Source organism: Rhodococcus sp. FG69 (assembly GCF_057808915.1).
Window position 1 is genome coordinate 1 of the sequence record NZ_JBMDIX010000067.1, and the last position, 14,962, is coordinate 14,962.

Annotated in this window: 11 protein-coding genes; 3 read left to right on the plus strand and 8 right to left on the minus strand. The window is 62.6% G+C overall.

The window, feature by feature from the left end; all coding sequences use genetic code 11:
* The 6 genes from ACODSO_RS28225 to ACODSO_RS28250 all read right to left on the minus strand — a co-directional run.
* A partial coding sequence (locus ACODSO_RS28225) for a non-ribosomal peptide synthetase (protein WP_489039935.1) occupies window positions 1-3,919 on the minus strand: 3,919 nt, incomplete at its 3' end.
* 687 nt (window positions 3,920-4,606) lie between these two features.
* Window positions 4,607-6,160, minus strand: coding sequence for an apolipoprotein N-acyltransferase (gene lnt, locus ACODSO_RS28230; RefSeq protein ID WP_489039936.1), 1,554 nt, complete (start codon window positions 6,158-6,160; stop codon window positions 4,607-4,609).
* A complete protein-coding gene (locus ACODSO_RS28235) occupies window positions 6,150-7,745 on the minus strand; it encodes an amidohydrolase (RefSeq protein ID WP_489039937.1) in 1,596 nt (531 codons plus the stop codon). Before ACODSO_RS28235 ends, lnt begins: the two co-directional genes overlap by 11 nt.
* 17 nt (window positions 7,746-7,762) lie before the next feature.
* The gene (locus ACODSO_RS28240; RefSeq protein ID WP_489039938.1) at window positions 7,763-8,248 is read right to left on the minus strand and encodes an FxsA family protein; all 486 of its coding nucleotides are present in this window, start codon (window positions 8,246-8,248) and stop codon (window positions 7,763-7,765) included.
* Between the two features lie 81 nt (window positions 8,249-8,329).
* The gene (locus ACODSO_RS28245; RefSeq protein ID WP_489039939.1) at window positions 8,330-8,989 is read right to left on the minus strand and encodes a response regulator; all 660 of its coding nucleotides are present in this window, start codon (window positions 8,987-8,989) and stop codon (window positions 8,330-8,332) included.
* 15 nt (window positions 8,990-9,004) lie between these two features.
* Window positions 9,005-10,165 (minus strand): sensor histidine kinase, encoded by a 1,161-nt coding sequence (locus ACODSO_RS28250; RefSeq protein ID WP_489039940.1) that lies wholly within the window; start codon window positions 10,163-10,165, stop codon window positions 9,005-9,007.
* Window positions 10,166-10,182: 17 nt separating this feature from the next.
* On the opposite strand from ACODSO_RS28250, the gene ACODSO_RS28255 reads away from it, so the two are divergent.
* The 3 genes from ACODSO_RS28255 to ACODSO_RS28265 are packed head-to-tail and all read left to right on the plus strand — an operon-like array spanning window position 10,183 to window position 13,843.
* Complete coding sequence (locus ACODSO_RS28255) at window positions 10,183-10,950, plus strand: TSUP family transporter (RefSeq protein WP_068378939.1); 768 nt, start codon at window positions 10,183-10,185, stop codon at window positions 10,948-10,950.
* Window positions 10,951-10,961: 11 nt separating this feature from the next.
* The gene (locus ACODSO_RS28260; protein WP_489039942.1) at window positions 10,962-12,488 is read left to right on the plus strand and encodes a TldD/PmbA family protein; all 1,527 of its coding nucleotides are present in this window, start codon (window positions 10,962-10,964) and stop codon (window positions 12,486-12,488) included.
* Window positions 12,485-13,843: a metallopeptidase TldD-related protein gene (locus ACODSO_RS28265; protein WP_489039943.1), complete on the plus strand. Its 1,359-nt coding sequence runs from the start codon at window positions 12,485-12,487 to the stop codon at window positions 13,841-13,843. Before ACODSO_RS28260 ends, ACODSO_RS28265 begins: the two co-directional genes overlap by 4 nt.
* Here ACODSO_RS28265 and ACODSO_RS28270 read toward each other — a convergent pair whose 3' ends face one another.
* The gene (locus ACODSO_RS28270; protein WP_068378944.1) at window positions 13,844-14,269 is read right to left on the minus strand and encodes a VOC family protein; all 426 of its coding nucleotides are present in this window, start codon (window positions 14,267-14,269) and stop codon (window positions 13,844-13,846) included. It abuts the gene before it with no gap.
* Window positions 14,270-14,384: 115 nt separating this feature from the next.
* A complete protein-coding gene (locus tag ACODSO_RS28275; protein ID WP_489039944.1) occupies window positions 14,385-14,813 on the minus strand; it encodes a YybH family protein in 429 nt (142 codons plus the stop codon).
* Window positions 14,814-14,962: the final 149 nt, after the last annotated feature.

Genomic DNA, 14,962 nt, shown 5'->3' on the forward strand with positions numbered 1-14,962 from the left:
GCGCCTGCGACAACGGCACAACCTCAGGACGCACCACCGACACCAACGCCGGCCGACTCGACGAACCGGCCGTGTGCTCGGCCCGTTCGGACAGTGCCTCGACGGTTGGCGCCTCGAACAGATCGAGCACCCTCAGCTCTGAACCGAGCTGGGCGTTCACCCGGGCGATCACCCGGGTGGCAACCAGCGAGTTGCCACCGAGGTCGAAAAAGCTGTCGCCGATGCCGATGGATTCGCCACCCAGCAGCTCGGCGAATATGTCCGCAATCTTGTGCTCGCGATCGGTGCGAGGTGCGCGGAATTCGGACGCAGGACCGAACTCTGGTGCGGGTAGGGCACGGCGATCCAACTTGCCGGCCGGCGTCAACGGAATCGACTCCAACACAACGAACGCAGACGGAACCATATGCCCCGGCAACACCGACGCCACATGCTCACGCACCGACTCCACCACAACATCAGCACCCGCCACCGGCAGCACATACGCCACCAGAACCGTAGTCCCACCAGGACCATCGACACCGACAGTGCTCACGAAATCGATCTCCGCACGCGCCGCAATCACCGAATCGATCTCACCGAGCTCGATCCGGAACCCACGCACCTTCACCTGGAAATCACTACGCCCCACATACTCGAGCGCACCAACACCATTCCACCGCACCACATCACCCGTGCGATACATCCGCACACCCGAACCGAACGGCGCCGCAACAAACCGCTCCGCCGTCAACCCCACCCGATCGTGATACCCACGAGCCAAACCGACACCCGCAAGATACAACTCACCCACAACACCCACCGGAACCGGCCGCAGCCGTGAGTCGAGTACGACCTGTTCGGATCCGGTGATAGGCGATCCGATGTTCACCGGTTCGCCCGGTGCAAGTTCCGAACTGACAGAGGAGAAGACGGTTGCTTCGGTGGGACCGTAGGCATTGAACATCGACCGACCGCTCGCCCACCGCTCCACCAACTCCGGACCAGCAGCATCACCACCGGTCACCACCACCTGCAACGCATCCAAACCAGCAGGATCCACCGACGCCAACGCAGCAGGCGTCACGAACGCATGCGACACACGCTCCTCACCCAATAACCGCGCCAACTCCACCCCGCCGTACACATCCGTCGGCGCAATCACCATCGTCGCCCCACCACAGAACGCCAACACCAACTCCAACACCGACGCATCGAAACTCGTCGACGCGAACGACAGAGTTCGCGATCCGACACCGACGCCGAAACGGTTGCGCTCGAGCTCTGCCATGTCTGCGATGCCTCGGTGGGTGACGACGACACCCTTCGGCACACCCGTCGACCCCGACGTATAGATCAAATACGCCGCATCATCGAGCGACGGCACCGGCAACGAAACACCCACACCAGCACTCACATCGAGCTCAACGCCAACCTCATCGAGCACCAACCACCCCACCCCAGGACCCGCCTCACCCAACACACCCACATACTCCGACACCGTCACACCCACCACAGCACCCGAATCCGACAACATATGCGCCACCCGATCCACCGGATACGACGGATCCACCGGCACGAACGCAGCACCCGCCTTCGCCACCGCCCACACCGCCACCACAGACTCCACCGACCGCCGCAACCCCAACGCAACGAACGACCCCACACCTACCCCACGAGAAACCAACAACCCCGCCAACACCGACGACCGCGCATCCAACTCCCCATACGACACCGACACACCAGAGGCAACCAACGCCACAGCATCGACACCAGCAACACCCACCGCCGAAGAAAACACCTCCGACAACACCCGACCACCCACCGACACACCGCCACTTACCGGCACCAACAACTCATGCTCGGACTCGGTGAGAATGTCCACATCCCCGACAATGGCGGTGGGGTTCGCTGCCATCGAACCAAGAAGCTTCGCAAACCTGTCGCTGTGGCCGCGGATCGTGTCTTCGCTCGCGGCCGACGCGTCGTAGACGAAGTCGACGGCAAGCCCTGCGGGCACACCGAGCGCGTCGAATGCCTCTTCTACCGACACCACTACGTCGACACTGTCGAGATCGTGAGGCGAGCGCTCGACGCCGAAGGACAGAAGGACGCGGATCAGACCGGAGCGAGTGGCGCCAGCGGTGTTCACGGTCCGCGACACCGACTCGAGCGACGAACCTGCGTGTGCGAGTGCCGCAGAGTCGATGTCCCGCAGACGCGCACCAAGGTCGACGAACGACTCCGACGATTCGACCGCTGCGCGCAGGACCACGACGTTGCCGTCGGAGAACCTGGTTCGCGCTCCGATCGACACATCCGGTTCGTCGGACAACCGGGCCAGAAGAACGGCGAGCGCGGAGTGAACCGAAACCAGCACACTCGAGTTCTGCTGGTGCGCCGCGGCGAGCAGGCCGCGATGGACAGCGGCGTCGACAGAAGTCGCGAGCGCACGTTCGACCGGTGCTGCGCCAGAATCGGCACTCGCAGTTCCTGGAAACCCTACTGGGTCGGGTGCATCGGCGAGAACCGTAGCCCAGTAGGCCAACTCGGCGCGCTCAGCCCTGCGCGCTGCGCCCGTCGCTGCGCTGGCGCGGTGGACATCGTCGACAGCGCTGTGCGGGCTCGCAGCGACGAACGCGTCGATGACCTCGATGAAGTTGCGATGGTGTGCGGCGAGGTCCTCGTCGGCATACCGGTTGGGATTGCCGCGAAAGTCGACGAATGTTTTTGCAGGTGAACCACTTTGGTAGATGTTGACCAGCAGATCTTCCACTGGACCCGAGGTGACGATGTTGAACTCGCCGACGATCGAACCCAGATTGATCTCCTGATGGAACAACATGACGTTGACCATGGGGGCCACGAGCGCGCTGTCTCGACCACGGCTCGCGAGATCGCGACGAATGTCCTCGATGCTGAATCGCTGATGACGAAGCGCACCCATCAGTTCGAGTTGAACCTGTTGGACGAGATCCCCGACGCTGCCCTGCGGATCGACACGAATAGACAGTGGGGCGACGTTGACCAGCATTCCGCCGGATCGACGCAGAAGTGCGGTGGTTCTTGCGGACACCGGGATGTTGACCAGAACCTCGTCTTGGCCCGTCATCCTCGACAGGTAGCACGCAAACGCGGCGATGACGACGGCTGCCGCCGTCGCGCCCTTGGTGGCGTCGGAGTCCTCCAGCGCTTCCACTACTTCGGTTCGGAGGGCGGCGCTTTCGAGCTTGCTCGCAGCCACGGTCGGTCCTGGCGTCGACGCCAGCGTGGCACCGCTCTGAGCGCCGCCGACATGCTCTGCCCAATAGTCACGATCGGCTTCGAAGCGGCTGGACGACCGGTACTCCTGGTCCAGGTCGTAGAGCTTTCTGAGGTCAGCTGCCTTCGCGGGCTGCGCTTGAAGCCCCTCGACCTCCGCGGTATAGAGCTCTGCCGTCCGGTTCACCATGGTCATGGCGCCGTAGCCATCGAGAGCAACGTGGTGAATCTTGCTGTACCAGAGGTACCGATGGTCCTCGACGTGCAGGATCCACACGTCGACCAGACGGTCCCGGGTCAGATCTACCGGCGTTGTGTAGTTGGTGTCGATCCACGCACGAGCCGCGGCCATCGGCTCGGGTTCTGCACGTAAATCCAGATAGTCGACACTGTCATCGATGTCGTGATCGACGACCTGCACGGGTTCACCATCGACCTCGGTCAGTCTGAGGAATGCCGATTGAAACTCATGACCTGCCTGGCGTGTGGATTTGCGCAAGAGTTCCAGATCGAGATCTCCACGCAGGTCCACGTACTGTGCGATACAAACGGGCACCTCGGGTGCAAGCTGCTGCGCGAACCACATCCCTCGTTGCGCCGACGACAGAGGAAATGCCTCCGCTGCGCCGCCACTCGGCGGAAGTGAACCTTGAGACTCGCCTGAAACCGCGGCCCGCATCTACAAGCCTTTCTGCGTCGAAGACGACGATGCCGAAAACAATGGTGCCGAAAAAGGCAAGACCGTAGCCGAAGATGCCGAAGACGATGGCACCGGAAGCGATGGCGCCGAAGCCGGCTGCGGCATCTTTCCGGGAGTAGTACTAACGGCAGAGTCGGTCAATGTTCAATCCGTTCCCGAGCGTGCATCGATGGCAACTGTGTTCTCTTTCTCGTGCGGCTCTTGTGGCCCCGCACGAGCGACCGGTACGGCTCGAGGCCGTACCCTGTCTCTCAGATTGGTTCGTTGCACGCCACTCGAAGGATTGGCACCACCGCAATATCCACAGCCGACCAGTTACCGCTTTCGAGCGCCGATAACCAACTGACAGAAGGTTTCGGTATGGCCGATTCGGCCAGAACACTGCTCATTGACGACCCCCTCCCGTGCAAATACGCCAGCAAATGCACAATTCAGTGACCAATTGCGCACCCACACTTCGCGATCTATAAACATACAATAGGAACCCGCCCGATTTGTCGCGGATCACTAAAGAAGAATCGACCTTACTTCGGCTTCCGTTACAGATTGCGCCGTCTCGTCACAACCAGGCCCGAATTCACCACCATGAATGACTCGAAACATTCTGCAGATCACCTGGGTCGAACCGAAAAAGAACCAGAGACGCTTTCTCGGCAATTTACGATCCTATAGTTTGTTTCGCTGCCTGCTGAAGATTCTGACCGACACGAACAGTGCTGCCGCAATACACAGCAGCACTTCCGGTATCCGGCCGAGGTCGGTCGCAACGGTGGTGTCGGACCGCAACGGTATCTGCTGGACCAGGACTTCCGGAACGAAGAGATCCGTTTCCTGCATAACCGTCCCTCTCGGCGAGACAGTGGCACTGATACCGCTGGTCGCCGCAACCACGACCGACCTCCCGTGCTCCACCGCGCGTACTCGCGACATTGCGAGCTGCTGGTAGGTCATCTCGGTGTCTCCGAACGTCGCATTGTTCGTCGGTATCGCGATGAATTCAGCCCCGGAACGTACCGATTCGGTGAGGGCGCGATCGAACGCGACTTCGTAGCACGTGGCAATTCCCACTGCGATTCCTGCGGAGTGCACCACGCCGTTGCCGGTTCCCGGCACGAAATACCCTGCGCGGTCCGCATACTCGGAGAACAGCCGAAAGAAACTCCTGTAGGGCAGGTACTCGCCGAACGGCTGAATGATCTTCTTGTCGTGCCGCTCGCCTGGTCCGGCCGCGCCGTCCCACACGATGACCGAGTTCGTCGTCGTTCTGTCGTCGTTCACGAGAACCGAACCGACGAGGATGGGCGCGCCGACCGCTTCCGAAGCCTCGGTGATGAGGGCGGCGGCGTCGGAGTTGCGCAGCGGGTCGATGTCGGAGGCGTTCTCGGGCCATACCACCAGATCAGGCGCGGGTTGGTTGCCTGCCGCTACATCGTCCGCGAGTCGCAGCGTTTCCCGGACGTGGTTGTCCAGCACGGCCCTGCGCTGCGCGTTGAAGTCGAGGCCGAGCCGCGGGACACTTCCTTGCACGGCCGCGACCGTGATCGTGCGGTCTCCCGATTCCGGATCGTCGGACGTCAATGTCGGAAGCAAGGCTACGGCGACGACCGACGCGGTGACGGTGGTAGCCATCGCCGACACCCACATCGCCGGTGCAGGGCGCACGAGTCCGCAGTGCACGACTGCGGCGATCCCGCATCCGGTCAACGCGACACCGAAACTCAGCAGCGGTGCGCCGCCGATGCTCGCCAGCGGAAGTAGCCAACCGTCAGGCTGGCCGAATGCCAGTCTCCCCCAGGGAAATCCACCGAAGGGAAAGGAAGATCGCGCCCATTCGAGGAGACCCCATGCCAACGCAATCGACAGCGGCCACCATCGAGATCGGCCCAACACGACCGCGAGGACCCCGAAGATCGCGATGAACATCGATTCGGCGGCGGCGAGCGCAAGCCACGGAAGTGGTCCGACGTACACACCGATCCATGGGAGCAACGGAACGAAGAAACCCAGCCCGGCAAGGAAGCCGTACCCGAACCCGCTCTTCTTCGTCGACGGTTCTTCCCGACCGAATCCGAGCAACACGGCCACGAGCAACGCGATCCCGACCGGAGCCAGAAACCACAGATGCCGAGGCGGAAAACTCGCGAACACCAGAAGTCCGGAAGCCACTGCAGCGACGCCGGTCAGCACAATGCGGGCGACCTCCCGAGGCTCACCCTTCATGGATGACCCGACCACGGTGCACGACACGCAGGCAGCGCGGACTGCTGGAATCGGTGTCCAGTGCCGGCAGCGGGGGTACCCCGGCGCGCGGGTCGGTCGACCAACGCGCAACCGTGTCGGCCGGCGCACGCACCACCAGCTCGTCGACATCCCAGATCGCGTAGCTTGCGGGGGCTCCGGGTGCCAAGGTGCCGGCCATCCCGTCTCGTACTCCGCCCGCGCGCCAAGCACCACGTGTTGCCGCGGAGAAAGCTGCCCGCGGAGAAATTGCGCTTCCCGGAGTCCGATGATTGACCGCCGCGCTCAGCATCGCCCACGGATCGATCGAGGTAACCGGGGCGTCGGATCCGAATGCGAGCGACACCCCGGCCGATGCGAGTAGCGCGAACGGATTCAGTGAGCGCGCGCGGGCAGCTCCCAACCTCGTGGCGTACAGCGAGCTCTCGCCACCCCACATGTCGTCGAACACCGGCTGCATACTGCCGATGACGCCCCAGGACGCGAGTGCCTCGGCCTGAAGCGGCAGCACCATTTCCATGTGTTCGATTCGGTGCCCGAGCGACGCCACCGAGGGTCCGCCGAGAACGGACGCAGCACGCCGCAAACCGTCGACTACCGCGCCGACCGCGCCGTCACCGATTGCGTGGAAGCCCGACTGAATCCCGGCTTCGGTACATGCAGCGAGGTGAGAATAAATTTCGTTCACGCTGAGAAAGGCCACTCCCGTGCCGACGTGGTCGGCATACGGTTCGGTGAGCCAGGCAGTGTGCGATCCGAGGGAACCGTCGACGAACAGGTCGCCGCCGAGGGCATGAGCCCCGGTGTCGGCCAGCAGCGCGTGCGCATCCGACGCGCTTGCGACGGCCTCACCCCAGTAGCCACGGACCTCGACGCCGTGGTCGCTCCGCATCAGTTCGGCGAAGTCGGTACGCCCGGCGATTTCGGGACCACCGCATTCGTGAACGGCACAGATGCCTCGCGATGCAGCGTGGTCGAGGGCTGCATCGCGAGCCCGTGAACGCTCGGCTGCACTCAGTAGCGAACGAGCTGTCGATCGCACGGCGTGGTGCGCGTCGGTGGTCAGCGGGAGCTGTGGATGAAATCCGATCGATGACTCGGTCAACGCGCTCGCGTGACGCAACGGCGTCGAACATGCTGCTGAGTGGGCGTCGATTCTGGAGAGGTAGACCATTCTGCCCGGCGCCACCTCATCGAGGTCGGCAGTCGACAGCGCGCCGCCATCGGCCCAGCCGGATTCATCCCACCCATGACCCCAGACCACGGCGTCCTCGGAGTGTTCGACGTGCGCCCGGAGGCGTCCCAGGCATTCTTGTCGCGAGGAACAGTCGCGCAGATCCAGGCCGATCAAAGCGAGCCCGAGGGCAGTCGTGTGAACGTGGGTATCGACGAAGGCGGGGGCGACGAAGGCTCCCGCCAGATCGAACTCTTCAGCTCCGGGATGCAGAGCTCGACCCGTTCGGTCCTCGCCTGTCCATGTCACAACTCCGTTGGTGACTGCCATTGCCGTGGCGTCCGGAGCGGATGAGCTGTAGATCCGTCCGCCGAGAAGAAGTTGGGTGCGCACGACAGCCAAGTCTGCCCTCAGCGGGTGGGCTTCTGGAAATCCCGTCCGTCGAGTTCGATGATTCGAGCTGAGCTCGGCGCACCGGCGGACTCGGTCGCCACTTCACCATCGATGACAATCGGACGCATTCTGCTTGTCGTGGCGGCCACCGTCGGCATCCATCGCGCCGCGGCGAGCAGCACCAACGGCCGCAATGCCCATCGGGTGACCGGCATCAGCAGCAAAATACCGAAGACCGAGGTGACCAATCCAGGAACGAACAGGGCAACCGAACCTATGGCGAAGAGCACACCGTCCGCCACGGCAACGCCTGGAGAACGCTCCCCACGGGAGGCGGCTCGGAGACCCTCCATCACCCGCTTACCCTGTGAACGCACCAGGATCAGGCCAAGCGCGGAACCTGCCAGAAGCAGAAGAACGGTCCACAGGACGCCGATCGCACTGCCGACGGCCACGAGGGCCGCGACCTCGATGATCACGTAGAGGATGAAGAGCGCAAACATTGTCGTTCCTTTCGTTGCCTGCACTGACAACGGACGACACCGTCGAATTACTCCCCGAACTTCATGGCAATCGGGTAACAATCAGGACCGTGGCCGGACCAGGCCGGTCTCGTAAGCCAGAACCACCGCTTGCACTCGATCTCGAAGGCCCAACTTCGTCAGCATTCGACCGACGTGCGTCTTGACAGTTGCCTCGGACAACACCAGTCCCCTCGCGATCTCCGCGTTGGACAAACCAGTGGCGAGCAGCCCGAGCACCTCCCGTTCGCGGTCTGTGAGCGTGTCGAGCACACCGGGATCCTGGATCGGGGCCGACTCCTCCGCGATGAATCTCGTGAGCAGTCGTTTGGTGACCTTCGGCGACACGACCGCATCGCCCGCAGCAACGCTTCGAATGGCTGAGATCAGATCCTCGGGCGGGGTGTCCTTGAGCAGGAATCCGCTTGCACCAGCTCGCAATGCTCCCAGCACGTGTTCGTCCAGGTCGAATGTCGTCATGACAAGCACTCGAGAGGATGCGCTGGAAGAGGTGATCTGCGACGTCGCAGTCACTCCGTCGACTCCGGGCATGCGAACGTCCATGAGGACAACGTCCGGGGTGAGTTCGAATACCGCCTTGACCGCCGATTCGCCGTCGGCTGCCTCACCTACGACGTCGATGTCGTCCTGGGCATCGAGGACCATCGCAAGTCCCATCCGCATCAGCTGTTGGTCGTCGACTATGAGCACAGAGATCGGCACCGAGACAACCTAACGCTATTCGAGGGGTAACTCCGCTCGTACGCGCCAGTGACCGTCCTCGGCGGGCCCTGCCTCGAGCGTGCCCTGCAGCACTGCGACTCTCTCCCGCATGCCCAGCAGCCCGTTGCCAGTTCCCTGGACCGTGCTCGTGGACACTCCGACCCCGTTGTTGACGATTTCGACGAGGACGTCCTCGTCTCGTCGGGTTACGGACACCCTCGCCTTGGGTGCGTGGCCACCGTGACGCAGCACATTCGTCAGAGATTCCTGCACCAGTCGATGGATTCCCAGACTGATTGCCGGGCTGATGTCGTCGAGGTTTCCCGTTTGCTCGATCTCCACGTTCAGCCCCGCCCTGGACATCATGTCCACTACCTTGGCCAGACCTGCAGTCCCGTAGAGCGGCATGTCGTCGACGTAGGGGTTGGTGCGCAGAAGTGCCACGGTTCGGCGGAGCTCAGCGAGAGCTTGCCTGCCGGTCGCAGAAATGTTCGCGACAGCCTGCTCCGCCCGATCAGGATCCTTCCGAATTGCATAGGACGCGCCGTCCGCCTGCACGACCATGACACTGACGCCATGCGCGATGACGTCGTGAAGTTCACGTGCGATGCGCGTTCGCTCCATTGCGACCGCTTCCTCCGCACGGCGGTCACGATCGTATTCCGCTACCGCGAGTCGCGCTTCGACCGCTTCGTCGTATGCCCTTCTTGCGCCGAGAAACTCGGCGGCGACCCATGCAAGCGAATACATCAGGACTGTGAACAGCACTGTGGAAATAGGTTCCTGACCGAAAGCGAGCAATCCGACGATCGCATCGCCCGTCAGCGCGACCAGGTAGATCGCTGCGTCGCGACGCCCGACGTACACGACGAGGGTGTAGAGCATGATCGGTAGCGCGAGTAGCGACGGATGAAGGTTCGTGGACTCTCCGACCCCCATGCCGGCGAGGCTGCTGAAGAGCGATGCGGTCAACACCGATCCGGCCACGATGCGCGGGTGCCGACGCCTCCAGGCGACCGGAACTGACACTGCAACTGCGACAAGAATGTAGAGCGGCCAACTGCGCATCTCGGAGTTGCCGAAGAAGGCAATCGCGTCGAATACGAAGAGAATGCCCGCCAGGAGCGAATCCGCAACGAAGGGCTTGCCCCTGAGCCATAAGCTGAACCTGCGCATGTGATTGAGTTTGCCGCATGACGGCAGCCGACTGGGGATTGTTGATGGTCGCTGCACTCGCGGCAGGATGGGTCGATGCAGTTGTCGGCGGTGGCGGTCTCATCCTGCTCCCTGCGCTCCTCGTCGTCGCGCCTGGACTCACCGCTCAGGCGGCACTGGCTACCAACAAGATGACTGCCGTTTTCGGGACCTTCACCGCGGTCGTGACGTTTACGCGCAAGATCAAGCTCGACTGGCATGTCATGGCCCCGGCAGGCATTGCCGCTGCTGCTACGTCGGCGTGCGGCGCGGCTGCAGTGTCATTGATCGACCGGGACTTGTTCATCCCCATCATCATGGTTGTCCTGGTGGGCGTCGCGGTCTTGGTCACTGCGCGACCGACGATCGGAACCGTCGCCGGGGATCACCCTCCCACTCGCCGGAAGTTCGTGCTCGTGGTGTTCTTGGCCGCTGGTGGATTCGGCTTCTACGACGGCATTCTCGGTCCAGGTACGGGAACCTTCTTCATCATCGCGTTCGCGACTCTGTTGGGCACCGAGTTCGTGCGCAGCGCCGCGATGGCGAAAGTCCTGAACCTCGGTTCGAATCTGGGGGCCCTCGCGTTCTTTGCGGTCACCGGCCATGTGATGTGGCAGTTGGGAGCCGCCATGGCCGCGTGCAACGTGGTCGGTGCGCTGATCGGATCGCGTACCGCCCTGTCCAGAGGGTCCGGCTTCGTCAGAATTGTGTTGCTCGTGGTGGTCATCGGCATGGTTGTACGCCTGGGATGGCAACAATTCGGCTAATCTCGGTCCCTGTGACTCAGTTGTCGAAACGGCACGTCGACCCGGACTTCATTGCGCTTCCGCTACGAGAGCTCGCAAGCGCCGCGCTCGACGCCGCGCAGCGGGCAGGCGCGACACACGCGGACTTTCGTGTTCACCGCCTCGTCACACAGTCACTCAACCTCCGAGACAGCGTGGTCCAGGCCGCCGTCGACAGTTCTGAAATAGGTCTGGCGGTGCGCGTCGTCGTAGACGGAACATGGGGCTTCGCATCACAATCCGAATTGTCGGTCGCTGCTGCGGTCGACGCTGCGCGGTCAGCAGTGGGAGTGGCGACCGCGTTGCGCGCACTCAACCGGGAGTCTGTCGAGCTCGCCGCGGAGCCCATCTATTCCGATGCCACATGGGTCTCTCGGTACGACATCGATCCGTTCGACGTACCGACGAACGAGAAGGTCGACCTCCTCGCCGCGTACTCGGACTCGCTGCGATCCGCTGAGGGGATCGACCACGTCACCGCGTCCGTCCTCCAAGTGAAAGAGCAAAGCTTCTATGCGGATCTGGCGGGCAGCACGATTACACAGCAGCGCGTGCGCCTACACCCACAGCTGGAGGCAACGACAGTCGACCAGGAGGCAGGCGCGTTCGAGACCATGCGCACGCTTGCGCCGCCGGTGAGCCGGGGTTGGGAGTACCTGGGCCAGGAAAGCACGTGGGACTGGGCCGACGAACTCGAACGAATCCCGTATTGGCTGTCGGAAAAGGTCAAGTCTCCGTCGGTCGAACCCGGGCCCAAGGATCTCGTGATCGACCCCACCAACCTCTGGCTGACCATTCACGAATCCGTCGGACACGCAACGGAGTACGACCGGGCAATCGGCTACGAGGCGGCGTACGCAGGAACGTCCTTCGCAACACCGGACAAACTGGGAAAGTTGAAGTACGGCAGTCCCTCCATGCACGTGACGGCAGATCGGACCGAAGAACACGGACTTGCAAGCACCGGATTCGACGACGATGGCGTCGCCGCACAGCAGTGGGACCTGGTCCGCGGCGGCATACTCGTCGGGTACCAGTTGGACCGCGTCTTCGCGCCGCGCCTGGGCCTCGAACGTTCGAACGGCTGTTCCTACGCTGACTCACCGCACCACGTTCCAATACAACGAATGGCGAACGTGTCTCTGCAACCGGATCCTGTCGTCGATCGCACCATCGACGATCTGGTCTCTCGAGTCGAGGACGGGATCTACGTCGTGGGAGACAAGTCCTGGTCGATCGACATGCAGCGGTACAACTTTCAATTCACCGGGCAACGGTTCTTCCGAATCCGCAATGGACGACTTGACGGGCAGCTTCGTGACGTCGCGTACCAGGCCACAACGACGGATTTCTGGGGTTCGATGGAGGTCGTCGGAGGTCGATCGACGAGGCGGTTGGGCGGTGCATTCAACTGTGGAAAGGCGCAGCCGGGTCAGGTGGCTGCGGTGAGCCACGGATGCCCCGCAGCGTTGTTCCGCGGAGTCAACGTGTTGAACACCCGAACGGAGGCGGGCGCATGATTCCCGGCCACGAACTGGTAGGACGTGCACTCGCCGCTGCCACCGTCGAAGAGACGATCGTCATCGTTACCGATTCGAGTGAGGCCTCGCTGCGGTGGGCCGGGAATTCGATGACGACCAACGGCATCTCCACACTGCGACGGTGGACAGTGGTGTCGATCGTGCGGGACAGCTCCGGTGCTCGTGTTGGCACGGTTTCCTCGACGTCGGTCGATCCTGAGGACATCGACGCGGTGGTGAAGGCCGCCGAAACGGCGGCTGGTGCGGCCGGTCTCGCCGAAGATGCGATGCCATTGATCACGGGTGACGGTGTTCCGGCCTCGTGGGATGCGCCTTCCGAACGAACCAGCATCGACGTTTTCGCTTCGCTGACCGGAGGTCTCGCGTCCGGATTCGACGGCGCCGACACTCTCTACGGATTTGCCCATCATCAGATCGAAACTGTGTGGTTGGGCTCGTCGACCGGCCTCAGAAAGCGCTACACACAACCCACGGGTTCGGTCGAGATCAACGGCAAGCGAGGCGATGCCAGCGCTTGGGTCGGCGCCGGCACTCCGCTCTTCGGCGACATTGCCATCGAGAAGTTGCTCGTCGAACTGTCCGCGCGCCTCGACTGGGCTTCGACGAGCATCGAACTTCCAGCGGGACGGTATGAGACAATTCTGCCCCCCTCCGCGGTCGCGGACCTCATGATCTACCTGATGTGGACCATGGAGGGGCGCGGCGCGGAAGAGGGGCACACCGCACTGTCCAGAGCAGGCGGAACGAGGATCGGAGAGAAGCTAGGACGTCTCCCCCTGACGCTTTACTCGGACCCGCGAGCGGCCGGCCTCGAGTACTCGCCCTTTATCGCGACCGGATCCTCGAACGATTCGGTGTCCCTGTTCGACAACGGGATGCCGACGTCGCGAGTGGATTGGATCAAGGGCGGCGTCATCAACGCGCTGGCCTACCCGCGATTCGCGGCAGAGCGGTTCAACGCACACGTGACGGTGCCCGGAGACAACCTCATCCTGACGGGTGCCGACGCCGGTATCGACGACATGATCGCCCGAACCGAACGTGGACTGCTCTTGACCACGCTCTGGTACATACGCGAAGTCGATCCCACAACGCTGTTGCTGACCGGCCTCACGCGGGATGGCGTGTACTCCATCCAGGACGGTAGGGTCATCGGCGCCGTCAACAACTTTCGATTCAACGAAAGTCCGCTCGACCTGCTGCGCCGTGTCACCGAGGCCGGGGCAACGCAGCCCACCTTGCCCCGGGAGTGGAAAGACTGGTTCACTCGGACTGCAATGCCACCCTTACGTATTCCTGACTTCCATATGTCCTCGGTGAGTGCGGCTCAATAGTCACTCACTCGGTCCGGACACCTCGAGCGCGATGTTGTCGGGATCGCGGAACTCCAAGATTGCCAGACCTGGGCCACCTACCTTGATCGGCTCGTGTGCAATACCGAGCCGATCAAGCGTCGCTACTGCATCGTGCAGGTCCTGGTTCGTGTCGACACCGAAGCTGAGGTGGTCGAGGCCGGCTCGGTCCTCGTCGAAGGTATCGCCGTCGGCTGCTACCGGCCTGAGTCCGAACAATCCACCGGCGAACTTGTAGATCACTCCGCCGAAAAGGAACCACAGAGATTTCTTGGTTTCTTCGTCGGCGTTCGGATCCCACTCGAAGGCCACCTCGAACCCGAAGACGTCGTCATAGAACTTGCGTGAGGTTTCGATGTTGCTGACCGTGAGACGGACGTGGTGGAAATCTGATGCTGCGATCGGCACAGTGGTGCTCCGTTCTGGTGGGTTACTACTTATCGGTGCCCGACACCGCCCTGCTGTGGATTACAGGTCGCCGATCACGCGTGTACCCGATACTCGCAGGCGGAATCCTCGATGCTCAGAAGCGGGCCACGAGGGTGTTCTCGCGCCGAGCTATCCACCATCGGTCCCCGTGGCGTACGAGTACGTACAGAGCTGTCATCTCGGCCGCCTCGCCGGACTCGGCCAACTTCTTCGAGGACCATGCACGCTTCTGGGCTACGGCGACATCGGAACCGACATAGGCGAGAGCGAACGGTTCGTAGTAGGCCGTCGCGTCGGCAAGCGCACCATCGAGGCTCAGCATTGTGGCCTCTCGTATCGCAGCTGCGCCTTCGAGTACGACTCCGATGGCCGTGACGACGATCGCGTCCTCCGCGAAGTGGGCAACTGAAAGCTCGACGTCGTTGCCGTTGAAGCCCCTCTCGACGTCGCTGATGATGGCACGGATTTCGGCGTCGTCGCGTGGCGACAATTTCACGGTCACTTCGGGTGTCGATTCGGTCATGCGCACAGCATGCAACCTCGAGTTTGCTCGAGGTCAATCCCTGGCTTCAGCCGCAGAAGAGGTGCGGATGTGAACCGATTTCCGCGAATAGGGGTGCGTCTGTGCAGGATTGGTGACTTTGTCGGTGGGGTGGGTTACAGTTCCAGCAG

Excerpts from the sequence above, each read along its gene's own strand:
- lnt (WP_489039936.1), bottom strand. The coding sequence starts at position 6,160 with ATGAAGGGTGAGCCTCGGGAGGTCGCCCGCATTGTGCTGACCGGCGTC.
- ACODSO_RS28240 (WP_489039938.1), bottom strand. The coding sequence starts at position 8,248 with ATGTTTGCGCTCTTCATCCTCTACGTGATCATCGAGGTCGCGGCCCTC.
- ACODSO_RS28250 (WP_489039940.1), bottom strand. The coding sequence starts at position 10,165 with ATGCGCAGGTTCAGCTTATGGCTCAGGGGCAAGCCCTTCGTTGCGGAT.
- ACODSO_RS28255 (WP_068378939.1), top strand. The coding sequence starts at position 10,183 with ATGACGGCAGCCGACTGGGGATTGTTGATGGTCGCTGCACTCGCGGCA.
- ACODSO_RS28265 (WP_489039943.1), top strand. The coding sequence starts at position 12,485 with ATGATTCCCGGCCACGAACTGGTAGGACGTGCACTCGCCGCTGCCACC.
- ACODSO_RS28275 (WP_489039944.1), bottom strand. The coding sequence starts at position 14,813 with ATGACCGAATCGACACCCGAAGTGACCGTGAAATTGTCGCCACGCGAC.